General features: G+C 54.8%; 23 protein-coding genes and 1 tRNA gene. 14 read left to right on the plus strand and 10 right to left on the minus strand.

What is annotated here, in order from left to right; all coding sequences use genetic code 11:
• Nucleotides 1-2: 2 nt before the first annotated feature.
• Together ACSPHG_RS00105 and ACSPHG_RS00110 are read left to right on the plus strand one after the other, a co-directional pair.
• A complete protein-coding gene (locus ACSPHG_RS00105) occupies nt 3-767 on the plus strand; it encodes an amino acid ABC transporter permease (protein WP_435951463.1) in 765 nt (254 codons plus the stop codon).
• On the plus strand, nt 754-1,476 hold the full coding sequence (locus tag ACSPHG_RS00110; RefSeq protein ID WP_435955912.1) for an amino acid ABC transporter ATP-binding protein: 723 nt from the start codon (nt 754-756) through the stop codon (nt 1,474-1,476). The genes ACSPHG_RS00105 and ACSPHG_RS00110 overlap by 14 nt, the downstream gene beginning before the upstream one ends.
• Nucleotides 1,477-1,561: 85 nt before the next feature.
• Here the strand turns inward: ACSPHG_RS00110 and emrD are convergent, their stop codons facing one another.
• Nucleotides 1,562-2,746 (minus strand): multidrug efflux MFS transporter EmrD, encoded by a 1,185-nt coding sequence (gene emrD / locus ACSPHG_RS00115; RefSeq protein ID WP_435951464.1) that lies wholly within the window; start codon nt 2,744-2,746, stop codon nt 1,562-1,564.
• 277 nt (nt 2,747-3,023) lie between these two features.
• Between emrD and ACSPHG_RS00120 the strand changes: the two genes are divergently transcribed.
• Together ACSPHG_RS00120 and ACSPHG_RS00125 are read left to right on the plus strand one after the other, a co-directional pair.
• Nucleotides 3,024-4,439, plus strand: coding sequence for a DUF1996 domain-containing protein (locus ACSPHG_RS00120; protein ID WP_435951465.1), 1,416 nt, complete (start codon nt 3,024-3,026; stop codon nt 4,437-4,439).
• A gap of 615 nt (nt 4,440-5,054) precedes the next feature.
• Nucleotides 5,055-5,693, plus strand: coding sequence for a Vat family streptogramin A O-acetyltransferase (locus ACSPHG_RS00125; RefSeq protein ID WP_435951466.1), 639 nt, complete (start codon nt 5,055-5,057; stop codon nt 5,691-5,693).
• Here ACSPHG_RS00125 and ACSPHG_RS00130 read toward each other — a convergent pair.
• Nucleotides 5,690-5,989: a hypothetical protein gene (locus ACSPHG_RS00130; protein ID WP_435951467.1), complete on the minus strand. Its 300-nt coding sequence runs from the start codon at nt 5,987-5,989 to the stop codon at nt 5,690-5,692. The two genes, ACSPHG_RS00125 and ACSPHG_RS00130, sit on opposite strands and share 4 nt — an antisense overlap.
• A gap of 229 nt (nt 5,990-6,218) precedes the next feature.
• Here ACSPHG_RS00130 and ACSPHG_RS00135 point away from each other — a divergent pair, with 229 nt between their 5' ends.
• Nucleotides 6,219-6,836: a hypothetical protein gene (locus ACSPHG_RS00135; protein ID WP_435951468.1), complete on the plus strand. Its 618-nt coding sequence runs from the start codon at nt 6,219-6,221 to the stop codon at nt 6,834-6,836.
• A gap of 197 nt (nt 6,837-7,033) precedes the next feature.
• Here ACSPHG_RS00135 and ACSPHG_RS00140 read toward each other — a convergent pair whose 3' ends face one another.
• The 3 genes from ACSPHG_RS00140 to ACSPHG_RS00150 all read right to left on the minus strand — a co-directional run bounded on the left by ACSPHG_RS00140 (nt 7,034) and on the right by ACSPHG_RS00150 (nt 9,169).
• Complete coding sequence (locus ACSPHG_RS00140) at nt 7,034-8,125, minus strand: protein kinase family protein (protein ID WP_435951469.1); 1,092 nt, start codon at nt 8,123-8,125, stop codon at nt 7,034-7,036.
• A gap of 34 nt (nt 8,126-8,159) precedes the next feature.
• Nucleotides 8,160-8,504, minus strand: a complete 345-nt coding sequence (locus ACSPHG_RS00145) for a type II toxin-antitoxin system HicB family antitoxin (protein ID WP_435951470.1) — start codon at nt 8,502-8,504, stop codon at nt 8,160-8,162.
• A 134-nt stretch (nt 8,505-8,638) separates the two neighbouring features.
• Nucleotides 8,639-9,169, minus strand: a complete 531-nt coding sequence (locus ACSPHG_RS00150; RefSeq protein ID WP_435951471.1) for a hypothetical protein — start codon at nt 9,167-9,169, stop codon at nt 8,639-8,641.
• Between the two features lie 132 nt (nt 9,170-9,301).
• On the opposite strand from ACSPHG_RS00150, the gene ACSPHG_RS00155 reads away from it, so the two are divergent.
• A complete protein-coding gene (locus tag ACSPHG_RS00155; RefSeq protein ID WP_435951472.1) occupies nt 9,302-9,499 on the plus strand; it encodes a toxin-antitoxin system HicB family antitoxin in 198 nt (65 codons plus the stop codon).
• Between the two features lie 35 nt (nt 9,500-9,534).
• Here ACSPHG_RS00155 and ACSPHG_RS00160 read toward each other — a convergent pair whose 3' ends face one another.
• Both ACSPHG_RS00160 and ACSPHG_RS00165 read right to left on the minus strand, forming a co-directional pair.
• Nucleotides 9,535-10,233, minus strand: a complete 699-nt coding sequence (locus ACSPHG_RS00160) for an abortive infection system antitoxin AbiGi family protein (protein ID WP_435951473.1) — start codon at nt 10,231-10,233, stop codon at nt 9,535-9,537.
• A 31-nt stretch (nt 10,234-10,264) separates the two neighbouring features.
• A tRNA-Sec gene (locus tag ACSPHG_RS00165) sits at nt 10,265-10,359 on the minus strand.
• Nucleotides 10,360-10,771: 412 nt separating this feature from the next.
• On the opposite strand from ACSPHG_RS00165, the gene ACSPHG_RS00170 reads away from it, so the two are divergent.
• The 3 genes from ACSPHG_RS00170 (at nt 10,772) to ACSPHG_RS00180 (ending at nt 14,919) form a co-directional block, all read left to right on the plus strand.
• Nucleotides 10,772-12,166 carry a glycoside-pentoside-hexuronide family transporter gene (locus ACSPHG_RS00170; RefSeq protein ID WP_435951474.1) on the plus strand — a complete coding sequence of 465 codons (1,395 nt, stop codon included), beginning with the start codon at nt 10,772-10,774 and terminating at the stop codon, nt 12,164-12,166.
• 11 nt (nt 12,167-12,177) lie between these two features.
• A complete protein-coding gene (yicI, locus tag ACSPHG_RS00175) occupies nt 12,178-14,502 on the plus strand; it encodes an alpha-xylosidase (protein ID WP_435951475.1) in 2,325 nt (774 codons plus the stop codon).
• Between the two features lie 195 nt (nt 14,503-14,697).
• Entirely contained in the window at nt 14,698-14,919 is a 222-nt protein-coding gene (locus ACSPHG_RS00180) for a YgdI/YgdR family lipoprotein (RefSeq protein ID WP_435951476.1), read from the plus strand.
• Nucleotides 14,920-15,013: 94 nt separating this feature from the next.
• Here ACSPHG_RS00180 and glnG read toward each other — a convergent pair whose 3' ends face one another.
• The 3 genes from glnG to glnA all read right to left on the minus strand — a co-directional run bounded on the left by glnG (nt 15,014) and on the right by glnA (nt 19,159).
• On the minus strand, nt 15,014-16,426 hold the full coding sequence (gene glnG / locus ACSPHG_RS00185) for a nitrogen regulation protein NR(I) (protein WP_435951477.1): 1,413 nt from the start codon (nt 16,424-16,426) through the stop codon (nt 15,014-15,016).
• 8 nt (nt 16,427-16,434) lie between these two features.
• Nucleotides 16,435-17,484, minus strand: a complete 1,050-nt coding sequence (glnL, locus tag ACSPHG_RS00190) for a nitrogen regulation protein NR(II) (RefSeq protein ID WP_435951478.1) — start codon at nt 17,482-17,484, stop codon at nt 16,435-16,437.
• 265 nt (nt 17,485-17,749) lie between these two features.
• The gene (glnA, locus tag ACSPHG_RS00195) at nt 17,750-19,159 is read right to left on the minus strand and encodes a glutamate--ammonia ligase (RefSeq protein ID WP_435951479.1); all 1,410 of its coding nucleotides are present in this window, start codon (nt 19,157-19,159) and stop codon (nt 17,750-17,752) included.
• A gap of 374 nt (nt 19,160-19,533) precedes the next feature.
• On the opposite strand from glnA, the gene typA reads away from it, so the two are divergent.
• The 5 genes from typA to fabY all read left to right on the plus strand — a co-directional run bounded on the left by typA (nt 19,534) and on the right by fabY (nt 24,388).
• On the plus strand, nt 19,534-21,360 hold the full coding sequence (gene typA / locus ACSPHG_RS00200; RefSeq protein WP_435951480.1) for a ribosome-dependent GTPase TypA: 1,827 nt from the start codon (nt 19,534-19,536) through the stop codon (nt 21,358-21,360).
• A 154-nt stretch (nt 21,361-21,514) separates the two neighbouring features.
• Nucleotides 21,515-22,114, plus strand: a complete 600-nt coding sequence (gene yihX, locus ACSPHG_RS00205; protein ID WP_435951481.1) for a glucose-1-phosphatase — start codon at nt 21,515-21,517, stop codon at nt 22,112-22,114.
• On the plus strand, nt 22,108-22,980 hold the full coding sequence (locus tag ACSPHG_RS00210; RefSeq protein WP_435951482.1) for a virulence factor BrkB family protein: 873 nt from the start codon (nt 22,108-22,110) through the stop codon (nt 22,978-22,980). Before yihX ends, ACSPHG_RS00210 begins: the two co-directional genes overlap by 7 nt.
• A complete protein-coding gene (gene dtd / locus ACSPHG_RS00215) occupies nt 22,977-23,414 on the plus strand; it encodes a D-aminoacyl-tRNA deacylase (RefSeq protein ID WP_435951483.1) in 438 nt (145 codons plus the stop codon). Before ACSPHG_RS00210 ends, dtd begins: the two co-directional genes overlap by 4 nt.
• 32 nt (nt 23,415-23,446) lie before the next feature.
• On the plus strand, nt 23,447-24,388 hold the full coding sequence (gene fabY, locus ACSPHG_RS00220) for a fatty acid biosynthesis protein FabY (RefSeq protein WP_435951484.1): 942 nt from the start codon (nt 23,447-23,449) through the stop codon (nt 24,386-24,388).

Consider the following 24,388-nt stretch of genomic DNA (forward strand, 5'->3'; position numbering starts at 1 on the left):
GTATGACCGGATTTCGCTGGGAGATAATCTCAGAATACGCGCCGCTCTTTATGCAGGGCGCGATCATGACCATCAAATGCACCATCATCTGCGTGATTTTAGGCACCACCTGGGGTTTGCTGCTTGGGCTTGGCCGTATGGCGCATGCCGAGGACGGCCCGTGGAAACACGTTCTGCGTTACGCCGTGCAGTGGCCGGTGCGCGTTTACGTCAGCGCGTTTCGCGGCACGCCGCTGTTTGTGCAGATCATGGTGGTTCACTTTGCGCTGGTGCCGCTGTTTATCAACCCGCGCGACGGGATTATGGTCACCAGCGGCCTGATGTCGGTAGATTTCGCCCGCGAGCTGCGTTCTGAATACGGCGCGTTCCTCTCGTGCGTGGTGGCGATAACGCTCAACGCCGGGGCGTACGTTTCTGAGATCTTCCGTGCGGGCATTCAGTCAATCGATAAGGGCCAGATGGAAGCCTCACGGGCGCTGGGCATGGGCTGGGGCAAAACGATGCGCAAGGTGATTTTGCCGCAGGCGTTCCGCCGCATCCTGCCGCCGCTGGGCAACAACGCCATCGCGATAGTCAAAGACTCGTCGCTCGCATCGGCCATTGGCCTGGCGGATTTGGCCTACGCCGCGCGTACCGTTTCCGGCGCGTATGCGACCTACTGGGAACCGTACCTGACGATTTCGCTGGTTTACTGGGTGCTGACGTTCCTGCTCTCGCTGCTGGTGCAACACATGGAAAAGAGGTTTGGCAAAAGTGATTCACGTTAAGGACTTACAGAAACAGTTTGGCAAAACCCATGTGCTGCGCGGTATTTCATGCGACGTCGCGCCGCAGGAAGTGGTGTGCGTTATCGGGCCGTCAGGCTCCGGCAAAAGCACCTTTCTGCGCTGCCTGAATGCGCTCGAAAAGCCGGACGGCGGCGAAGTTATGGTGAACGGGTTTGCGGTTCACGACCCGAAAACCAACCTCAACTCGCTGCGCGAAGGCGTGGGCATGGTGTTCCAGCGCTTCAACCTGTTCCCGCATATGACGGTGCTGGAAAACCTGATCATGGCACCGATGTCCCTGAAAGGACTATCGAAAGCCGAAGCGGTATCGCGCGCGGAGAAGCTGCTGCAAAAAGTGGGGCTGATCGACAAAATCGACGCCTGGCCTTCAAGCCTGTCGGGCGGGCAGCAGCAGCGCGTGGCGATTGCCCGTGCGCTGGCCATGGAGCCGTCGATCATCCTGTTCGACGAACCGACCTCCGCGCTTGACCCGGAGCTGGTGGGCGAAGTGTTGGCGGTAATGAAACAGCTGGCGCTGGAAGGCATGACGATGGTGATTGTGACCCACGAAATGGGCTTCGCCAGAGAAGTGGCCGACCGCGTGGTGTTTATCGATCAGGGCGTGATTCAGGAGCAGGGCCCGCCGTCGCAGCTTTTTACCGCGCCGACGAACCCGCGTACCAGGGAGTTTTTGAGCAAGGTGCTTTAGGCGAGATTGTGTCGGGTGGCGGCTTGCGCCTTACCCGACCTACAAATAACCGTAGGGTGGATAAGCGATAGCGCCATCCACCGCTTTACACCGCCTCGCCGTGCTGCTGAAACTTATGCGACAGCGGCAGCCAGCAGAACAAAATCATCACGCCCATCGCCGTCATCAGCATGCCGAGGCTGAACTGCCCGGTCTGCGGCAGCAGGGCGGAAAACCACGCCATCGCCCCGGAGCCGATATTTTGCAGGCCGCCAACCAGCGCGCCGGCGGTGCCCGCAAGGAACGGGAACGGCTCCATCGCGCCGCTGGTTGCCAGCGGGAACAGCATGCCCGCGCCGAAGAAGAACAGCGCGGCGGGCACGATGAGCGTCCAGATATTCATAAAGCCGAACCAGCCCGGCAGCCACATTAAAATTCCGGCGAACAGACAGCTCAGCACCGCCTGCCACATCAGCGACGAAAAGCGCGCGTTCTGGCGGCCCGCGTACCACGATCCGAAAAACGCCGCCGGAATCGGCAGAATAAACAGAATGCTCACCACCACGCCGTTTAGCCCGAGCACGCCGCCCATCAGCACGCCGGAACAGGCTTCAAACACCGCCACGCCCGCCAGGCCGCCGACCAGCATCAGCAGATAGCAGCTAAACGCACCGCTGCTGAACAGCGTTTTATAGCTGGCGAGCAGCCGCTGCGGCTGTGCCTGCACCGGGCGAGTTTCCGGCAGCCAGCGCAGCATGCAGAATGCCACAATGGCGCACAGCACCAGCAGGAAGCCGTAACAGGCGCGCCAGCCCCATACCGAATCAAGCATCCCACCGATGACCGGTGCCAGCAGCGGGCTAACCAGAATCCCCATGTTCAACAGGCTGTTGGCCTGGCGAAGCGACGAGCCTTCGTACAGGTCGCGCGGCATGGTTCGCGCCATCACGCCCGCGACGCCGGTCCCCATCCCCTGTAGCGCGCTGGCGATCGTCAGTGCCGGCAGGCTAGAGGCGAACAGCGCCCAAACGGTGGCGGCGATGAAAATCCCCATGCCCGCCAGAATCACCGGGCGGCGGCCAATGCGGTCTGAAATGGGGCCATAGAAGAGCTGCGACACGCCGTAGGTCAGCAAATAGGCCGCCATCACGCGCTGAATTGCGCCGTCGCGCACGCCGAGATCGTGGGCCATGTCCGGGATAGTGGGGATATAGATGGTTTGCGTCATCTGCCCGACAGCGACCAGCAGAATGAGCATCATCAGCAGGTGGATATTGGCTAGCTTCTTCATCTTCTCAGGTTGTTTGTGTGGGTAATTGGCTTGGGTGTCAGATGATGTTGCTGACACGGTCTTAAATTCGAGTGGAATCTACCACAATGGGCGCGGGAAGCCAGACGGCGAGGGGCTTTAGTGAACATGAAAAATCGTGCAGTTCGTAAAGAAAAAGTGGCAATTTTTATTGCCAGTGACAATGCTCATTCGCAGGATGATGGAAAGTGAGAAGGGATGATTATCGTTTTGAAACCAGGGGCATTTATAACGGAGCCTCTATTTTAAGGAGTGCCCTATGAAACGTTTTTTACCCTTACTCGCCCCGCTGGGAGGAATATTCTGTTTTATGCCGTCAGCACACGCAGCCGACGGCCAGACTAACGTAGTCTGCGGCTACCATCATACCCTTGGCGACGACGCCATTATGATGTACGGCAAACCAAACGAAGCCATGCTGCATGACTTCTTCGGCAACACGGCGACGGACGCGTTTTCTACCTACGACAGCCTGCGTACCCATATCAGCACAACCTGCGATAATAAGGCGGACTCTTCCGCTTACTGGGCACCGAGCATGCGCCTGCCGGACGGGCAGATCCTCAAGCCGTCTTACCAGAAGACCTATTACCAGGCTAATCAGGTCGAAAAATACCCGTTGAACCCGTTCCCAAAAGGGCTTGAGCTGCTGGCGGGTGACCATCACGGTACCGGCCCAAATCCGCATATCAGCTTCCTGTGCGCTAACGGCAAGGGCTACACGGGTAAGGCTGACCAGGTTTGCGGCCTGCGCGGTGCCGGTGACGCAGTGCAGTTCAATATCGGTATCGCCTTCCCGAACTGCTGGGACGGCGTAAACCTGAAGCCCATGCACGGCAAAATGAACGCGGCCTACTCCGTGAGCGACGCCTGCCCGGCAGCTTTCCCGGTGAAGATCCCGACCGTGAATATGAACGTTGCCTACGTGCTGCCGCAGCTCACCTCGTTGGACGTCAGCAAAATTCAGCTTTCGCTCGATCCGGTGATGGACGGCGATAAGCGCATTGAACAATGGGGCAGCATTTATACGGCGCACGCTGATTTTATGAATGGCTGGACGGAACAGGGCGCTGAATTCATGACTAAATACTGCATGAACGAAAGCCGTGCCTGCGGCAAAACCGTGCCGTATAGCTACAACATCGCCAGGGAAGATACCTACGTGTCCAGCGAGGATGCGGACAAAAACTTTGGCGACGAGAACGGGCTGAGAGTGAAGGACGACTGGCGCAAAGGGCAGCGAAACGTGAACCCGCAGTTGCTGGCGATGCTGAAATTCAAAATCCCGCCGATGCCCACGAATCTGACGCCGGAAGAGCTTAAGGCCTTCCAGTATCGCCTGCGCATTTACGGGCAGAACACCACGGATAACGCGACGATAGTTTCTTATGCCTACGCGCTGGATAACGACTGGAGCGAGCAAACCGCCACCTGGAAAAACCATGCGGCGGCCAGCGCCAGCGCCGTGGCTTCACTCCAGATGGACGGCGGCCGCTACTGGCGCGACTACAACGTCGATAGCTACGTGCGCAAAGCCATTGCCGAAGGTAAAGACGAGGTTTCTATTTACCTTGGCGGCGAGCGAAGCGACCGCCTCATCACCTTTGACGGCAAGGACAGCGCGCACCCGCCGATGCTGGCCATAACCGCCTACCAGGTGACGCCTGAGCCGTAATCCATGGATGCATTTATTAAAGGGAGGCAGAAATCTGCCTCCCTTTGGTGCGACTTGAACATGAGTTACTTGACGTATTTCATGATTATTTCAAGCAGTTGCAGCAGGGCAACCATGAGTTTCAGAAACGCGAGTGCGATTTCCATCCAGCTCATACGCTTTCTCCTGGGGTCAGGAGCACTTTCAGCCGACGTACCTTTCCGCTGCCTGTAACCGGCCGAGGTTGTTGAGATTGTACGATGTGCACCCTTGGGGTTAAGGCACTGACGGCACCACCCGTTTCAGCCAGGACTTGTATTCCGCGGCGGATCGCGGCCCCGGCGCACATCATCAGCAACGCAATGAGTATATCAATACTACTGTATATATACACAGTTAAATATCGTAAATGCGAACGAACTCGCAGAGGAAAAATATATCTTTTGCTCAAATTAGCGCCAATGATTTGCGCCACTGCGGGTTTCGTCGTATATTTCGGGTGTTGAGATTGTGCGATGTGCGAAGCAGTCAGTCGCCACAACGTAGCAAACACAAAAAACCTCGCCTCACCAGCGGGGTTTTTTGCTATCTGACTTTCCGCCTTTAACGGCGATGCCTGGATACAGGAGTTCCATCATGAACGGACCCGATCCTCAAAATAAACACCCGATGGCGGGCTTCCCGCAGGTGTGTTTTATCAACAACACCCTCACCAACCCGAACATTATCGTCGGGGATTACACCTACTACGACGACCCGCTGGATTCAGAGAATTTCGAGCGCAACGTGCTCTATCACTACCCGTTTATCGGCGACAGGCTGATCATCGGTAAATTCTGCGCAATCGCCAAAGGCGTGCAGTTCATCATGAACGGCGCGAACCACAAGCTTTCCGGTATCTCGACCTATCCGTTTCAGATCTTCGGCAACGGCTGGGAAAAGGTCATGCCCGGCGAAGGGGATCTGCCCTACAAAGGCGACACGGTAATTGGCAACGACGTGTGGATTGGCTATGACGCGCTGATCATGCCGGGCGTGAAAATTGGCAACGGGGCGATAATCTCCTCGCGCTCGGTCGTTACGTCAGACGTGCCCGCCTACACGGTAGTTGGTGGCAACCCTGCGAAGCCGATCAAAACCCGCTTTGCGCCGGACGTGGTGGCCGAGCTTGAGGCGCTGGCGTGGTGGGACTGGCCGGTGGAAACCATCACGCGCCATCTGGAGGTGATAGTTTCGGGCGATATCCGCAGGCTTGCGGAGATCAAATCGGCCTAGTTAAAGTAGCCGTTCGGCAAGGGCTGGCCAAAGCCGTCGCCGCTGTCGGTGCTGTTATCCCGGCGGCCTCGGGCTTCAAGCCTGTTCGCGCGCAACTGCTCGCTAATCGCCCGCCGCTGGTCCTTGCTCATATTTTCTTTGTTGTAGTACGGTTCGGGATAGTGCGGGCGGGTAAACGTGTCGTCCGCCTGTGCAGGGCCGTGGGTGCGGTGCCCGTCGTAGCCGGAGCTATCGTGCGAAGCGCAGCCGGAAATCATCAGCGGGATAAGTAACGCCAGAGCGTATTTGTAAGCCATATTTCTTCCTGAAACAGCATTATAGGCGAGCCGGATGAGCGTTATTATCGCTCATTAAAATATTGATGAGCTTTATGATTACCCGATATTGGGCCGCGTATCACGAATAATTTCCCCCTTCTCCCCGAAATGTTTGAACACACTCTTTCCGCATCGCGTCGCATTTGCCGATTACGCTTAATAAGCTCGCTAATGATTCGATCATCGCCTTTAAACGCCGGAGAGAAACATGAACAAACCCCGATTTTCCGCCCTGCTGCTGGGCGCGCTATTGCTGAGCTTTGGTGCGGCTGCGGCCCCAACGGATAACGTTATCAAGCCCGTGCGCGGCACTATCGACGCGGTGAACGGCAGCACGCTACGGCTCACCACGCGGCAGGGTGAAAAGCTCGCGGTTGGCCTGACGGATCAAACCAAAGTGAACAGCGTGAGCCAGGCAAAAATCAGCGACATCAAGCCCGACAGCTTCATCGGCACCGCCGCCGTGCAGCAGGCAGACGGCACGTTAAAAGCGCTGGAAGTTCACGTCTTTGCGCCAAGCCTGCGCGGCTCCGGTGAAGGCTTCAACCCGTTTGAATCGCCTGACGGCCAGGTAAACACCATGACCAACGGCACCGTCGGCAAGCTGGTCACCAGCCACGGCCGCACGATGACGGTGAAGTATAAAGACAAAGAAAAAACGGTCATCGTCCCGGACGACGTGCCGGTCGTGCTCATTGCCCCCGGTGATAAATCGCTGCTGAAACCCGGTGTCCACGTCGTGCTGCACGCGACAAAAGACGATAAAGGCGAATGGGTCGCGCGCGGCGTGTCGGTAGGGAAAGAGGGTTTGACGCCGCCGATGTAGAAGGGGGAGTTATCCTGGAATCTTTTGTAGTGTGAATAAGCGCAAGCGCCATCCACCGCTAAGATAATGGACATGGCGGATGGTGCGGGCTTATCCGCCCTATAAAATCTTCCGTTGCCGCGACCATCTTCACTGGAGCGACAGGCTCTATATGCGAAGATGTTTATAAAAGACATAAGCATCTTTCTGGGTATGATTTAGAACCCTGCTTTTGAAAGCGCCTTTGTGTTCATCTTTCGAGTGGGGCTTTCTTTTCCAAGCGTATCATCTAATTTTTTGAGGCATGACATGTATTCCTTCTTGATTTCGCCAGGAATGTATCTAAATCCACCTTTAATGTAATCGGTGATAATGTTTTTCTTAACTTCAGTATCAATGTTTTCTAATTGATCATGCTTAAATACAAGACCGAAATCCACGGGCTCTACGCTGCCTTTCAAGGTTTTTAGAAAGTTAGATGGTTTTGCATCGCCCATCATAAAACCTTCTTTAAAAAGGTGATTAATGCCATGTAAAGTATCTTGAAAATCTGGGGTCTTACCGCTGATAAAGGGCATTTGGATGCAGTTATCCACTATGGTAGCTGCATTTTGAAGACTCCCTTTTTTTAGATTATATTCATTGCACATATTTGCTTCATGGGAGATTTCATGTGGTGTTAAATTTTTCGTTTTCTTTAATACGAACTCGCCATTTTTATATACAGCCCCTCTTGAACCTTTACCGAGCAATGGCTCTCTTTCTTTAGACTCATTGTTTTTCTCTAACAGTTTATTTGCGTTGGCTTCCCATGAGGTAAGTGTAGAATCAATAAATGAGCCACTATTTATAGACCTGATGCTTTTAATGTCTTTAATTAAGTTGGATACGTTTTCGGTATTTGCATGGTTTGTAAACGGCCGATCGCAGAAAATTGATTTCGCCTCTCCATTTTTAAATTCATACTGAGAGTTTGCTATTTTAGTCAGTTTTTCCAGTGATTTGCTGGACAGTGATGTGTTGTCTAATTTTTTGACAATGGCACTCTGCAAGTTATCAGAGTGAATATCTATTTTTTCTTTAAAAAAACTAATCATGTTAAAAACACCTAATTGTATGCTCAGTGAATAGGAAGAATATTCTCTCCCTTCATGATAAGTTTTTTGCCCGTTTTCCTCTTTCAAAAAAGGATTATAGGAAGCGTGGGCATAACCAAAGCCCAGGCGGAGGTTGGATAAGCGCTGGCGCCATCCACCGCTAAGCCGAGGAAAAATGGCGGATGGCGCAGGCTTATCCGCCCTACCAATCACGGTAAATTTTCGGGGTTACCTTAACGATAGGTAGTTACGCTTCCCGCTGTTTAATAACTAATTTCGCGCCCTGATTTAGTAGCTGGTTAATGCTTTCGCCGCTGGCTAGCGCAATGCGCTCAAGGGCTGCATGGTCTTCTGGAGATATGCGGGCAGAAATTTTCCCGCTGTAAGATTTATAGGGCTCAATACCTTTTGCGCGACATGTGTCGAGGAAAAATTTAAGAGAATCGGCACCTTCTGTCTTAAGCTCCTGCACGCTATAGGCGTAAAAATCAGCACCGCCATTTAAGCCGACGAACTCGCCACGAAACATCTCAATATCGGGATCGAAGCTGACGATGGCGGTATGGCCGTTAATTTTAATGATGTTATTCATGGTTTGATCCCCAGGCTTTCTAACCAAATGCGCGTTGCGTTTACTAGTAGCCGTAGGGTGGATAAGCGCAAGCGCCATCCACCGTTAAGCCGAGTGAAATGGCGGATGGTGCAGGCTTATCCGCCCTATAAAACCTAGTGAATTTCCGGCTTCGCGTTACCGCTAATCATCACCAACCCCGCATCGGTACGGATAAATCGCGGGGCCTTTAAATCCTCGACCAGAACGCCTATCAGTTCGTACAAAAGCCCGGTTATCTGCTCTTCCTGTTCCGCCGACTGCAGGCGCTGTAACAGCAACATAGTTAATGCCGCGCAGTATTCCCGCAGGGTTTCCGAGTCGGTTGAAAGCGGGCAGCGATAGTTATCATCCGTTGCTACATCCACCGTCAGGCGCTCAATTAAATGTTCCGGCAACGGTGCTTTAAGCAAAATCCTCATCATCTCCAGCCCTGCATTTAAACGGCCGCACAGCGCCATGCGTTCGGTGTTGTCGTCGTTTTCGATCAGCGCTTCGACGTGCTGCTGGCAGCTATCGAGCACCTGGAATAAATCCATCGTCGTTCCAAGCTGCGTTTTTAAAAGCCGCGTGATAGCCGACTCGATAACTGGTTGAGTGCACAGGATTTCAGGCTGGGGGATTGTGGTAGTATGGGTGTTAGCCATGGCGTTAACTCCTTTAACGTTTTGGTTAGCCCTCGTCTGGTACTCGCAATACCATTCGGGGGCGTTTTTTTTCAGGTAACCCTGTGATAGGGTGTGTACCTTCATGACCACAATAAGCTCAAGGGTACATACATGTCAACGGTCAAATATGATGCTAAACAGTCCTCTTCCGGTAAAAATCCTGCATTTCAGATCCGGATCTCACCGGAACTGAAAGCTCAGTTTGAAGTTGCAGCGAAGGACGCTGGTATGAGTCTGGGGAATTGGTTGAAGACGCTTGGGAGAAAGGAATTGGAGCGTTTGGATTTGCAAAGTAAAATGCAGCAATAACGTTATTATCACCCATCTACTCCATAAATTATAGCTTAGTTGGAAAGCCCATCTTTAATGTCAACATATGTCCAAGGAGAAATCTTAATTATATTCGCTAATTCCTTATATTTTGATTTAAATAAACTATGATCTTCATGAGATACATAGATGAATTTAATGTCTTCTTTTTTGAATCTAAGGGGGAACTCTATGAGCTTTTGATTGTATTTTTGTTTGTTTTTATCAAAAGCTGACGCAGATATCGATATAAGAGCTTTGTTAATTTGTTTTTTTGTAGGTACGTAACGCCATTCATTTTCACTTTTAAATTTAAAATTATTTTTTTTGGCATGGCTATTATAACCGATTGAATTTTTGGTGAAGCATTTTATTTTTATGATTGCGAGTCTAACATCAGGACTGAATTTATTTTCAGCGTCTCGTCTTGCTTGAAGTAAGGTTTCTAAAGCAGAAGAAACATATGAGTTGTTATTCATATAAATAACCGGATTAATACTATTTCTTTCAACCCAACTTTTTTTAAATGCAATCCCATATTCCCCATAAGTGATTTTTTTATTTGGGAGGCTCTTGAGCATGTAATTACTAAAAGAAACCATGGGATGTGCAGCTCTGGACGATATTTTCTCGGGCTTGTTAAAAAACTCTTCTTTACAATAGCTCAGTAACAATTCACCAGTATCAATTATTGAAATAAGTTTCTTTGAGTCATTAGTGAAATGTATAATCATGTTCAATAATCTAAATTAAGAAAAGAAAAATTGGCGGAAGATCACAGGAGTCGAACCTGCCCGGCACCGCTGGCGGCACCAACTGGAGTTGAAGTCCAGCCGCCTCACCGGAGACGACGATCTTCCCAGCCTTCATTGCTACATGGAGGCGGTGCGCATTATACCGGGTTTCTCAAATCCACCAAACAATGGTTTGCTTTCCCCGTCATACTTCGAGCCGCAGGGGCGTTGGCTGCAGCCCCTCACCCCAGTCACTTACCTCAGTAAGCTCCTGGGCCTCGCTCCCTTGCCGCCTGACTGCAACTCGAATTATTTAGGGGAAATTCCCCAATCATTCCCGCGTAACCATTAGCAGGGTCAATTAAACCGTACATAAACTACCCACCCCCGCAAAGCGCAGCCCGCGAATTGAGCGACCCCGCTCACAGTTATCAAGAAACGTAATTTAATAACCAGAAAACACAATACAAGCCTCCCCCCTGATGCATTACAACGGCATACATCAAATTAAAATGCCGCAAGGTCGAGGGTTGTAGAGATGACAAGTCAGGTTCTTTCCGCAAAGGAAAAGTTTGGCTATGGACTGGGGGACGCCGCCAGCCATATCGTTTTTGATAACGTCATGATGTACATGATGTTCTTTTACACCGACATCTTCGGTATTCCCGCCGGTTTCGTCGGCACCATGTTCCTGCTGGCCCGCGCGCTGGACGCCATTTCCGACCCGTGCATGGGCCTGATTGCCGACCGCACCCGCAGCCGCTGGGGGAAATTCCGCCCGTGGATCCTGTTCGGGGCGATTCCTTTCGGTATCGTCTGCGTATTCGCCTACAGCACGCCTGACCTTAGCGTAAACGGCAAAATGATTTACGCGGCGGTGACCTACACCCTGCTGACGCTGATGTACACCGTGGTGAACATCCCTTACTGCGCGCTGGGCGGTGTGATCACCAACGACCCAACGCAGCGCATCTCGCTCCAGTCCTGGCGCTTCGTGCTGGCGACGGCGGGCGGCATGCTCTCCACCGTGCTGATGATGCCGCTGGTAAAACTGATTGGCGGCGAAGATAAGGCCTTCGGTTTCCAGGGCGGGATCGCGGTGCTATCCGTAGTCGCGTTTATCATGCTGGCGACCTGCTTCTTCACCACCAAAGAGCGCGTGGAAGCGCCGCCGGTCACCACTTCGGCCCGTGAAGACCTGCGTGATATCTGGCAGAACGACCAGTGGCGCATCGTCGGGCTGCTGACCATCCTGAATATTATGGCGGTGTGTATCCGCGGCGGCGCGATGATGTATTACGTCACATGGATTCTCGGTTCCCCGCTGATGTTCACCGCGTTCCTTACTACCTACTGCGTCGGCAACCTGATCGGCAGCGCCGCCGCCAAGCCGCTTACCGACTGGAAATGCAAGGTCAGCGTCTTCTGGTGGACGAACGCCGCCCTTGCGGTGCTGAGCTTCGCGATGTTCTTCGTGCCGATGAGCTCCGTCGTCACCATGTTCGTGTTCATCTTCGTGATTGGCGTGCTGCACCAGCTCGTCACGCCGATCCAGTGGGTCATGATGTCCGACACCGTGGATTACGGCGAGTGGACCAACGGCAAGCGCCTTACCGGCATCAGCTTCGCGGGCACGCTGTTCGTGCTGAAGCTGGGCCTCGCCATCGGCGGCGCGATGATCGGCTGGATGCTGGCGGGCGGCGGCTACGATGCCAGCGCCGCTTCGCAGAACAGCGCCACCATCAGCATTATCATCGCGCTGTTCACCATTTTGCCGGGCATTTGCTACCTGATTAGCGCCGTGGTGGCCAAACGCTTCTACACCCTGAAAACCCCGTTCCTGAAGAAGATTCTCGGCGAACTGGCGGAAGGCGTGCGCCGTAACCAAAAAGATTTTGAAAACGCTCCTGTTTCCAAAGAATTTCAGCAGTAAGAGGATTAGTGATGAAAATTAGTGACGGTAACTGGCTTATCCAGCCTGGGCTTGCGTTGATTCACCCGATTCAGGTGTTCGACGTGGAGCAAAACGGTAACGAAATGGTGGTGTACGCGGGCACGAAGGATGTCAGCGAGCGCGGCAACCAGCTTGATACCCCGCTGTTTACGCTGCGATTCTTCTCTCCGCAGGAAGGCATTGTTGGCGTGCGTATCGAGCACTTCCAGGGCGCGGTAAATAACGGCCCGTACTATCCGCTGAACGTTTTAAACGATGTGAAAGTGTCGATGCAAAACACCGCCGAGTTCGCCGAGCTGAAAAGCGGCAACCTGAGCGTGCGCGTCACGAAGGGCAACGAATGGGCGCTGGATTTCCTGCGCGGCGGCGAACGCATTACCGGCAGCGCGTTTAAAAACAACGGCTACGTGCAGGATGCGAATACGGGCCGCACCCACGTGTTCGAACGCCTGGATTTAGGCGTGGGCGAAGCGGTTTACGGCCTCGGCGAACGTTTTACCGCGCTGGTGAAAAACGGCCAGACGGTGGAAACCTGGAACCGCGACGGCGGCACCAGCACCGAGCAATCCTACAAAAACATCCCGTTCTACCTCACCAACCGCGGCTACGGCGTGCTGGTAAACCACCCGGAATGCGTTTCTTTTGAGGTGGGTTCAGAAAAAGTTTCCAAGGTGCAGTTCAGCGTAGAAGGTGAATACCTAGAATACTTCGTGATTGACGGCCCGACGCCAAAAGCGGTGCTTGACCGTTACACCCGCTTCACCGGCCGCCCGGCGCTGCCGCCGGCCTGGTCTTTCGGCCTGTGGCTCACCACCTCGTTCACGACCAACTACGACGAGGCGACGGTAAACAGCTTTATCGACGGCATGGCGGAACGCAATCTGCCGCTGCACGTTTTCCACTTCGACTGCTTCTGGATGAAGGCCTTCCAGTGGTGCGACTTCGAGTGGGACCCGGTGACCTTCCCGGACCCGGAAGGGATGCTCAAGCGTCTGAAGGCGAAGGACCTGAAGATCTGCGTGTGGATAAACCCGTATATCGGCCAGAAATCCCCGCTGTTCCGCGAAGGCATGGAGAAAGGCTACCTGCTTAAGCGCCCGAACGGCGCGGTGTGGCAGTGGGATAAATGGCAGCCGGGGCAGGCGATTGTTGATTTCACCAACCCTGCGGCCTGCGAATGGTACGCCGGGCACCTGAAGCGCCTGGTGCGTATGGGCGTGGACTGCTTCAAAACCGACTTTGGCGAGCGCATCCCGACCGACGTGGTGTGGCATGACGGTAGCGATCCGCAGAAAATGCACAACCATTATGCGTTCATCTATAACGAACTGGTGTGGAACGTGCTCAAACAGGAGCTGGGCGAAGAAGAGGCGGTGCTGTTTGCCCGTTCTGCTTCCGTGGGCGCGCAGCAGTTCCCGGTTCACTGGGGTGGCGACTGCTACGCCAACTACGAGTCGATGGCGGAAAGTCTGCGCGGCGGTCTGTCGCTCGGCATGTCCGGCTTCGGGTTCTGGAGCCACGATATCGGCGGGTTTGAGAACACCGCGCCCGCGCACGTTTACAAACGCTGGTGCGCGTTCGGGCTGCTTTCCAGCCACAGCCGCCTGCACGGCAGCAAATCCTACCGTGTGCCGTGGGCGTACGACGACGAGGCCTGCGACGTGGTGCGCCACTTCACGCAGTGGAAGTCCCGCATGATGCCGTACCTGTATCGCCAGGCGGCCTACGCGGCGGAGTTCGGCACGCCGATGATGCGTTCCATGATGCTGGAGTTCCCGGACGATCCGGGCTGCGATTACCTCGACCGCCAGTACATGCTGGGCGAATCCGTAATGGTCGCGCCGGTGTTCAGCGAGGCGGGCGACGTGCAGTTCTACCTGCCGGAAGGCCGCTGGACGCACCTGTTCAGCAACGTGGAGGCAGGCGGCAGCCGCTGGCATAAAGAGAAGCACGATTTCCAGAGCCTGCCGGTCTACGTGCGTGACAACACGCTGTTAGCGCTCGGTAACAACGACCAGAAGCCGGACTACGCGTGGCACGAAGGCACACAGTTCCAGCTGTTTAACCTGGACGACGGACGCGAGGCGGTGTGCGAAGTCCCGGCGGCAGACGGCTCGGTTATCTTCACGCTGAAGGTGAAGCGCGAAGGCAACACGCTAACGGTGCAGGGCGCAGGCCAGGCGAAAGACTGGACGCTGTGCCTGCGCAATATCAGCGGCGTGAAGGGCGTGCAGCAGGGCAAGCACGCGGCGGGCGAGCAGGGCGTTGTGGTGACGCCGGAATCCGCTGAGTCACGTTTGGTCATCGAGCTTTAATTTTCCCCCTCACCCTCACCCTCTCACCCAGGAAAGAGAACCGTATGGTTTTCTCCCTCTCCTGGGGGAGAGGGCCGGGGTGAGGGCATTCCCGCCTTACTCAAAATCTTCCTTACCCCTCGCAATACACATTAACAATCTGTTGTGCTTCCACGGGCTACAATCGCCCTCACTTTTAAAAGGGGATTTGCCACCATGAAAAAATTATTCGCCGTTATGCTGCTGGGCACCGTTGCGCTGTCCGTTACCGCCTGTTCAAGCGACTACGTGATGTCCACCAAGAATGGCGACATGATCGTCACGCACGGCAAACCGGAAATCGACAAAGACACCGGCCTGACGCGCTACACCGACCAGCAGGGCAACGACCGCCAGATTAACAGCAACGAAATCGTGCAGATGATTAAGAAGGACTGATAGCTTTTGGGGGGATAAAACGTATTGCGCTGCGATGCGTAGTGTCGACCTGAAGTTATAGGGTGGATAGGCAGCCGCGCTATCCACCGTTTTTCTATTCCATTCCCAGCTCTTTGAGCTTGCGTGTCAGGGTATTTCGCCCCCAGCCCAGCAGGCGTGCGGCTTCCTGCTTGTGCCCCTGCGTGTGGCGCAGAGCGGTCGTCAGCAAGGTACGCTCCATTTCCGGCTGCGCTTCAGAGAGCAGGTTTTGATGACCGGAACGCAGCGCGCGGTCGGCCCACTGCGCCAGCAGCGTTGCCCAGTGGTCCGGCAGCGTTTGCGTCGTCCCGCTTTCAGGCACGGTCGTTTCAAACAGCTCGCTCGGCAGATCCTGAATCAGCACTTCCTGACCTGCGGCCATAACGGTCAGCCAGCGGCAGGTGTTTTCGAGCTGGCGAACGTTGCCCGGCCACGCCAGACGAGTCAGCGCGTTCTCCGTTTCCGGGTGCAGAAGCTTGGCTTCTACGCCCAGCTCGCGGGCCGCAACCTGTAAGAAGTGGCGAGCCAGACGCGGTATGTCCTCGCGGCGTTCGCGCAGCGGCGGCAGATGCACGCGGATGACGTTCAGGCGGTGGAACAAATCCTCGCGGAATTTCCCTTCCTGCACGCGCAGCTCGAGGTTCTGGTGGGTCGCCGCAATAATACGCACGTCGACTTTCACCGGCGCATAGCCGCCAACGCGATAAAACTGGCCGTCGGCCAGCACGCGCAGCAGGCGGGTTTGCACGTCCAGCGGCATATCGCCGATTTCATCGAGGAACAGCGTGCCGCCGTCGGCCTGTTCAAAGCGCCCCTGGCGAATCTGGTTCGCGCCGGTAAACGCGCCTTTCTCATGGCCAAACAGCTCGGATTCAATCAAATCCTTAGGAATTGCCGCCATGTTCAGTGCAATAAAGGGTGATTTCGCGCGCGGGCTGTGACGATGCAGCGCATGGGCGACCAGCTCTTTACCCGTGCCGGATTCACCGTTGATCAACACGCTGATGGACGAGCGCGACAGCCTGCCGATGATGCGGAAGACATCCTGCATGGCGGGCGCTTCGCCGATGATATCGGTGGTTGGCCCATTCACCTGCACGTTGCGCGGCTGCTGCTGTTCCTGATAGTGGCTGATGGCGCGCTCAACGAGGGCGACGGCCTCGTCGATATCAAACGGCTTGGGCAGGTAGTCGAACGCGCCCTGCTGATAGGCGCTGACCGCCGCGTCCAAATCCGAATGCGCGGTCATTATGATGACCGGAAGCATCGGGTGGCGCTGTTTGATCTGTTTTAGCAGCGCCAGCCCGTCCATGCCCGGCATACGTATGTCGGACAGCAGAACGTCCGGCGTTTTGGTGGCAAGCGCGTCTAAGACCTCCGCGCCGCTCTCAAAGGCGGTACAGATTAAACCTGCTCCGGTCAGCGCGCGTTCCAGCACCCAACGGATGGAGCTATCGTCATCAACGATCCAAACTATCCCTCGTTGCATACAAACCTCTACTTACGAATAGGCAGGTAAACGGAAAACTCGGTATGACCTGGCCAACTGTTGAATTCGATTTTCCCCGAATGCTGATCGATCAGGCTGCGTGCGATGGACAGGCCGAGGCCGGTTCCTCCTTCGCGCCCGCTCACCATCGGGTAGAACAGCGTGTCCTGAAGCGCGGCCGGGATGCCGGGGCCGTTATCTTCAACGTCTATGCGTGCAGTAAGGCGGTAGCGCATACCGTGCAGCGTTAGCTGGAAGGCGGTGCGGGTGCGCAGGACGATTTCGCCCCCGTCGCTGCCCAGCGCCTGCAGCGCATTGCGCACGATATTCAGCAAAACCTGCTCGATTTGGTCCGGATCGTGAGCAAACTCCGGCAGGCTTGGGTCGTAGTCCCGTACCAGCGTGACGTTCCCCGGCAGCTCCATAGAAACCAGCTGCATAACGCGCTCGGTGACTTTATGAATGCTTTCCGTTACGTGCATCCCCGGCTGCTGCGGGCCTAGCAACCTGTCGACCAGATTACGCAGGCGGTCTGCCTGCTCGATAATCACTTTGGTGTATTCCGTCAGCGACGGGTCTGGCAGGGCTTTAGCCAGCAGCTGCGCCGCGCCGCGCAATCCGCCGAGCGGGTTTTTAATCTCGTGTGCAAGCCCGCGAACCAGGTCGCGCGCGGCGATCTGCTGGGCATGCTGAAGCTGTTCCTGGCTTAGGCGACGCTGGTTGTCCATCGGCGCCATTTCCATCAGGATTAACCCATCCGGCAGCCGCTGCGCCGTCAGCGAGAGAATATGGGAACGGCCGTCAATCACCAGCGTGACTTCGTTATCGGTAAATCCCTGGCCTGCAATCAGGCTTTCCTGCATTAAGGCGATGTTCAGCGAGAAATAGCTCAACAGGTCCGGCAGGGGCGTGCCGTAGAGCTTGCGGGAACTTTGGGCCAGCAGCTGCTGCGCCGCCGGGTTCGCGTAATGAACCGCCAGCTCGTCATCCACGAGCAGGATGCTGTTGATTAAGGAATTCAGGATCTGCCCAGCATCGGGCAGCGTGCCAGTTGCCATACAGCAGTCTCCGGGTTATGCACTATGTTGGTGCATTATAGTGGTTGGCGCGTAAAAAGCCTTGCTATTGCTGGTTGTTAGCGGTGAAAAAAGCCCATCCGAAGATGGGCTGAAAGTTTCCACGGCAACAAAATCTTCCACGTCTTTCTTACCGCAGCCGTGTTGGCTGCCTTTGCTCACCCCAGTCACAGAGTTATCTATGCTCCTGGGGATTCGCTCAGTTGCCGCCTTGCTGCGGCAAGAAATCCGCTGAGTATTATTTTTCTTAAACGCTGTAGTACAGCTCAAACTCTACCGGGTGCGGCGTCATGCGCACGCGGTCATTTTCTTCGATACGCAGAGCGATGTAGGCATCGATCGCATCGTCAGTGAATACGCCACCGGCGGTCAGGAATTCGCGGTCCTGGTCCAGCGCGTTGAGTGCTTCTTCCAGAGAGCCTGCAACCTGTGGGATCTCTTTCGCTTCTTCCGGCGGCAGGTCATACAGGTTTTTGTCCATCGCTTCGCCCGGATGGATTTTGTTCTTAATGCCGTCGAGGCCTGCCATCAGCAGCGCCGCGAAGCACAGGTATGGGTTAGCAGCCGGGTCCGGGAAGCGCACTTCAATACGGCGAGCTTTCGGAGAAGCAACCACTGGAATACGGATAGAAGCAGAACGGTTACGGGCAGAGTAAGCCAGCATAACAGGCGCTTCGTAACCCGGGACCAGACGCTTGTAGGAGTTGGTCGTTGGGTTAGACAGGGCGTTGATCGCCTTAGCGTGTTTGATGACGCCGCCGATGTAGTACAGCGCCTGCTCGGACAGACCCGCGTATTTATCACCTGCGAACAGGTTCACGCCGTTCTTGGACAGGGACATGTGGCAGTGCATACCGGAACCGTTATCGCCAAACATTGGTTTTGGCATGAAGGTCGCAGTTTTGCCGTAAGCGTGGGCAACGTTGTGCACGACGTATTTGTAGATCTGAATTTCGTCCGCTTTTTTGGTCATGGTGTTGAAGCGGGTAGCCACTTCGTTCTGACCAGCCGTCGCCACTTCGTGGTGGTGAGCTTCAACAACCAGGCCCATCTGCTCCATGGTCAGACACATCGCAGAACGCAGGTCCTGAGCGGAGTCAACCGGTGGCACCGGGAAGTAGCCGCCTTTTACTGCTGGACGGTGGCCTTTGTTGCCGCCTTCGTATTTGGTGCCGGTGTTCCATGCGCCTTCGATATCATCGATAGCAACGTGGGAGCCGGAGATAGAGCTGCCGAAACGGATATCGTCGAACAGGAAGAACTCTGGTTCTGGCCCGAACAGCACGGTATCAGCAAGACCGGTAGAGCGCAGGTAGTCTTCAGCACGTTTAGCGATGGAGCGCGGGTCGCGGTCATAGCCTTGTAAAGTGCCTGGCTCAAGAATGTCACAACGAATAATCAGGGTAGAGTCAGCGAAGAACGGGTCGATGACGGCGGTAGACGCGTCTGGCATCAGAACCATGTCGGATTCGTTGATGCCTTTCCAGCCGCCAATTGAGGAGCCGTCAAACATTTTGCCTTCTTCGAAGAATTCGGCATTTACCTGATGAGCAGGGATTGTGACGTGCTGTTCTTTACCTTTGGTGTCAGTGAAGCGCAAATCAACAAATTTCACTTCATGCTCATTCAGCATCGTCAAAACGTGTTCAGCGGACATACTTAACTCTCCCGGATTAATCATTGTGTCGTGGCAACGAGGTGTTCTAACTTTCTTAATTTGGCTTTTCGCCCTGATTTCTATAAAGCGAAATCTGTGCCAACTTTTAAATCACCCCAAAAAGGCGTTATCATGCGCGGTATAGTGCAAAAGGGCTGCACCACGATGGATAACTTGCACCAATATAGTGCTTCGGTGTGAAATCTGGGCACCATATTGGTGCAATTTACGTTATGAATCCCTTTTTAGCTCCGTGAAAGCGATCACAAACCCTTACTTTCAGTATTGTTTGTAAAGGTTCTTTGTGATCCTGTTCTGTCCTTCGATTAATACGTGTACAATAACGCGCTATTTCTAATGCCTGAGGCAAAGTTGTGATCGAAAATCTGCGTAACATCGCCATCATCGCGCACGTTGACCATGGTAAAACTACCCTGGTTGATAAGCTGCTGCAGCAATCTGGTACTTTCAGTAACGAACGTGCTGAAGCTACCGAACGCGTGATGGACTCCAACGATTTGGAGAAAGAGCGTGGGATTACCATCCTCGCTAAAAACACCGCTATCAAATGGAATGACTACCGTATCAACATCGTTGATACCCCTGGGCACGCCGACTTCGGTGGTGAAGTTGAACGTGTAATGTCCATGGTAGACTCCGTGCTGCTGGTCGTTGACGCAATGGATGGCCCAATGCCGCAGACGCGCTTCGTAACCAAAAAGGCATTTGCCCATGGTTTGAAGCCAATCGTGGTTATCAACAAAGTCGACCGCCCTGGCGCGCGTCCTGACTGGGTTGTTGATCAGGTCTTCGACCTGTTCGTAAACCTGGAAGCGAGCGACGAGCAGCTCGATTTCCCAATCATCTATGCATCCGCATTGATGGGTATCGCGGGTGACGATCACAATGATATGGCGGAAGACATGACCCCGCTGTACCAGGCGATTGTTGACCACGTTAAAGCACCAAACGTTGACCTCGATGGTCCGTTCCAGATGCAAATCTCCCAGCTTGATTACAACAACTACGTTGGTGTTATCGGCATCGGTCGCATCAAGCGCGGTAAAGTGAAGCCTAACCAGCAGATCACTATCATCGATAGCGAAGGCAAAACCCGTAACGGTAAAGTCGGTAAAGTGCTGACTCACCTCGGTCTGGAGCGTATTGAATCCACCGAAGCCGAAGCTGGCGACATCATCGCGATCACCGGTCTGGGCGAGCTGAACATCTCCGATACGCTTTGCGATACGCAAAACGTAGAAGCGCTGCCAGCGCTGTCCGTTGATGAGCCAACCGTTTCCATGTTCTTCAACGTCAACACCTCTCCGTTCTGTGGTAAAGAAGGTAAATTCGTTACCTCTCGTCAGATCCTTGAGCGTCTGAACAAAGAGCTGGTGCACAACGTTGCGCTGCGCGTTGAAGAAACCGAAGATGCGGACGCGTTCCGTGTATCCGGTCGTGGTGAGCTTCACCTGTCCGTGCTTATCGAAAACATGCGTCGTGAAGGCTTCGAGCTGGCGGTTTCCCGTCCGAAAGTTATCTTCCGTGAAATCGACGGCCGTAAGCAGGAACCTTTCGAAAACGTAACGCTCGATATCGAAGAGCAGCACCAGGGCGCAGTAATGCAGGCTCTTGGTGAGCGTAAAGGCGACCTGAAAAACATGAATCCAGACGGCAAAGGCCGCGTACGTCTTGACTACGTGATCCCAAGCCGTGGCCTGATCGGCTTCCGTAACGAATTCATGACCATGACTTCCGGTACTGGCCTGCTGTACTCCACCTTCAGCCACTATGACGATATCCGTCAGGGCGAAGTTGGCCAGCGTCAGAACGGCGTGCTGATCTCCAACGGCCAGGGTAAAGCGGTTGCGTTTGCTCTGTACGGTCTGCAGGATCGCGGCAAGCTGTTCCTGGGTCACGGTGCTGAAGTTTACGAAGGCCAGATCATCGGTATTCACAGTCGTTCTAACGACCTGACCGTAAACTGCCTGACCGGTAAGAAACTGACGAACATGCGTGCGTCCGGTACCGACGAAGCGACTACCCTGGTTCCCGCTCAGAAAATGACTCTGGAGCAGGCGCTGGAGTTCATCGATGATGACGAACTGGTAGAAGTTACCCCGCTGTCCGTACGTATCCGTAAACGTCACCTGACTGAAAACGACCGCAAACGCGCGGGTCGTGGTAGCAAAGAAGCGTAAGTTTCTTTCCTAAAGTCATACGAAGCCCTGTCTGCAAAGACGGGGCTTTTTTTTGCCTTCTCATCAACAGAACCTCACGAGAGTCGATCCCCGCGATAGTCAAAGCCATCCTTTACCGCTACAGTTATTTGTCCATGGCGCAAAGGAGAGGCAAATGCTGTATATCTTTGATTTGGGTAATGTCATCGTCGATATCGACTTTAAAAGGGTGATGGGGGTCTGGAGCGATTACAGCCGCATCCCGCTTGCCAATCTGCAAAAAAGCTTTGTGATGGGGGAAGCCTTCCAACAACACGAACGCGGGCAAATCTCTGACGAAGATTTTGCCGCCGCCGTCTGCAAAGAGATGGACATGCCGCTCAGCTTCGAGCAGTTTGCCGCCGGCTGGCAGGCCGTATTCGTCGCTCTGCGCCCGGAAGTCATCGCCCTGATGAAACAGCTGCGCGAACAGGGGCATCGCGTCGTGGTGCTTTCAAACACCAACCGGCTGCACACGACGTTCTGGCCCGGCGAGTACCCGCAAATCGCCGAAGCGGCGGATAAAATCTACCTGTCGCAGGAGATGGGGATGCGCAAACCGGACGTGGAGATTTACCAAAAGCTGTTAGAAACCGAAGGTTTTTCTGCCGAGCAGGCCATCTTTTTTGACGATAACGCCGATAATATTAAAGGGGCGCAACGGCTGGGCATCACCAGCATTCTGGTGACCGGAAAACAAACGGTGCCGGACTACTTCGCAAACAATCCATGCTAAAAGACGTTAACCGCTCGACCCGCAAACACCTCAGGCCGTGGGTCGCCTGGGGTAAGCTGCTCTGGCAGCGTATCGACCAGGACAACATGACGACGCTTGCGGGCAACCTCGCCTACGTGTCGCTGCTGTCGCTGGTGCCTTTCATCGCCGTGGTATTTGCGTTATTCGCCGCCTTCCCGATGTTTTCTGACGTCAGCGTTCAGCTGCGCCACTTTATCTTCTCGAATTTTATTCCCGCTACGGGCGATATTATCCAGCGCTATATCGAACAGTTCGTCGCGAACTCCAGCAAGATGACGGCGGTGGGTGCCTGCGGGCTTATCGTCACCGCGCTGCTGCTGATGTACGCCGTGGATAGCGCGTTGAATACCATCTGGCGCAGCACGCGCATTCGGCCAAAAATCTACTCGTTTGCGGTTTACTGGATGATTTTGACGCTCGGGCCGCTGCTGGCCGGGGCAAGCCTCGCCATTAGCTCCTATTTGCTCTCCCTGCGCTGGGCCACGGGCTTTAACAGCGTGATCGATGAGGTACTGCGGATATTCCCGCTGCTGCTCTCCTGGCTATCGTTCTGGCTGCTGTACAGCATCGTTCCGACCACGCGCGTCCCGGTGCGCGATGCCCTGATCGGCTCGCTGGTTGCCGCGCTGCTCTTTGAGTTGGGCAAGAAAGGCTTCGCGCTCTACATCACCATGTTCCCTTCCTACCAGCTCATTTACGGCGTGCTGGCGGTGATCCCGATATTATTTGTCTGGGTCTATTGGACCTGGTGTATCGTGTTGCTCGGAGCGGAAATTACCGTCACCATCGGAGAGTATCGTCGGCTGCGCATCCAGGCACAGCAGGAAGAATTGGAAGAACCATGATTGCATTGATTCAGCGCGTTACCCAGGCTCGCGTCACCGTGGAGGGTGAGGTGACGGGCGAAATCGGCCCAGGACTTTTAGTGTTATTGGGTGTCGAAAAAGAAGACAACGAGCAAAAGGCCAACCGCCTGTGCGAGCGCGTTCTGGGCTATCGCATCTTTAGCGATGAGAACGACAAAATGAACCTTAACGTGCAGCAGGCAGGCGGCAGCGTGCTGGTCGTGTCCCAGTTTACGCTGGCGGCCGATACCGAACGCGGTATGCGTCCGAGCTTCTCGGGCGGCGCGGCTCCCGACAAGGCCGAGGAGCTGTACGAATACTTCGTCGAGCGCTGCAAACAGCAGGGGATCGAAACCCAGACCGGACGTTTCGCCGCCGACATGCAGGTATCACTTACCAACGACGGGCCGGTGACGTTCTGGCTACAGGTGTAGACCATCGGCCCCGCGTAACGAGAGAGTTAACTATGTATCACCTTCGCGTACCGCAAACCGAAGAAGAGCTAGAAAGTTACTACCAGTTCCGCTGGGAGATGCTGCGCAAGCCTTTGCATCAGCCTAAAGGCTCAGAACGCGACGCCTGGGACGCTATGGCGCATCACCAGATGGTGGTGGATGAAGAGGGCAACCCGGTCGCCATTGGCCGTCTGTATATCAATGCCGATAACGAAGCGGCGATCCGCTTTATGGCGGTTCACCCTTCCGTGCAGGACAAAGGCCTGGGCACGCTGGTGGCGATGACGCTGGAATCCGTCGCCCGTCAGGAAGGCGTGAAGCGCGTGGTGTGTAGCGCCCGTGAAGATGCGGTGGAGTTCTTCGCCAAGCTTGGGTTTGTGAACCAGGGCGAAATCACCACCCCGCAAACCACGCCGGTGCGGCACTTCCTGATGATCAAGCCCGTCGCGTCGTTGGACGACATTCTGCACCGTGCGGACTGGTGCGGTCAGCTCCAGCAGGCCTGGTACGAACATATTCCGCTGAGCGAGAAAATGGGCGTCAGGATTTTGCAGTACACCGGGCAAAAATTCATTACCACCATGCCGGAGGCGGGCAATCAAAATCCGCACCAGACGCTGTTTGCGGGAAGCCTGTTTTCGCTCGCCACCCTGACGGGCTGGGGGCTGATCTGGCTGATGCTGCGCGAACGCCACCTCGGCGGCACGATTATTCTCGCCGATGCCCACATTCGCTACAGCAGCCCAATTACCGGACGGCCTGGCGCAATTGCCGATTTAGGTTCGCTGAGCGGCGATCTCGATCGCCTGGCGCGGGGCCGTAAAGCCCGCGTGGCGCTGCAGGTCGAGCTTTACGGCGATGATACGATGGGCGCGGTGTTCGAAGGGGTGTATCTCGTTCTGCCAGCCAAACCCTTTGGGCCGTTGGAAGAGGGCGGTAACGAAGAAGAGTAA

This window comes from Dryocola baronae (assembly GCF_051297175.1).
GTDB lineage: Bacteria > Pseudomonadota > Gammaproteobacteria > Enterobacterales > Enterobacteriaceae > Dryocola.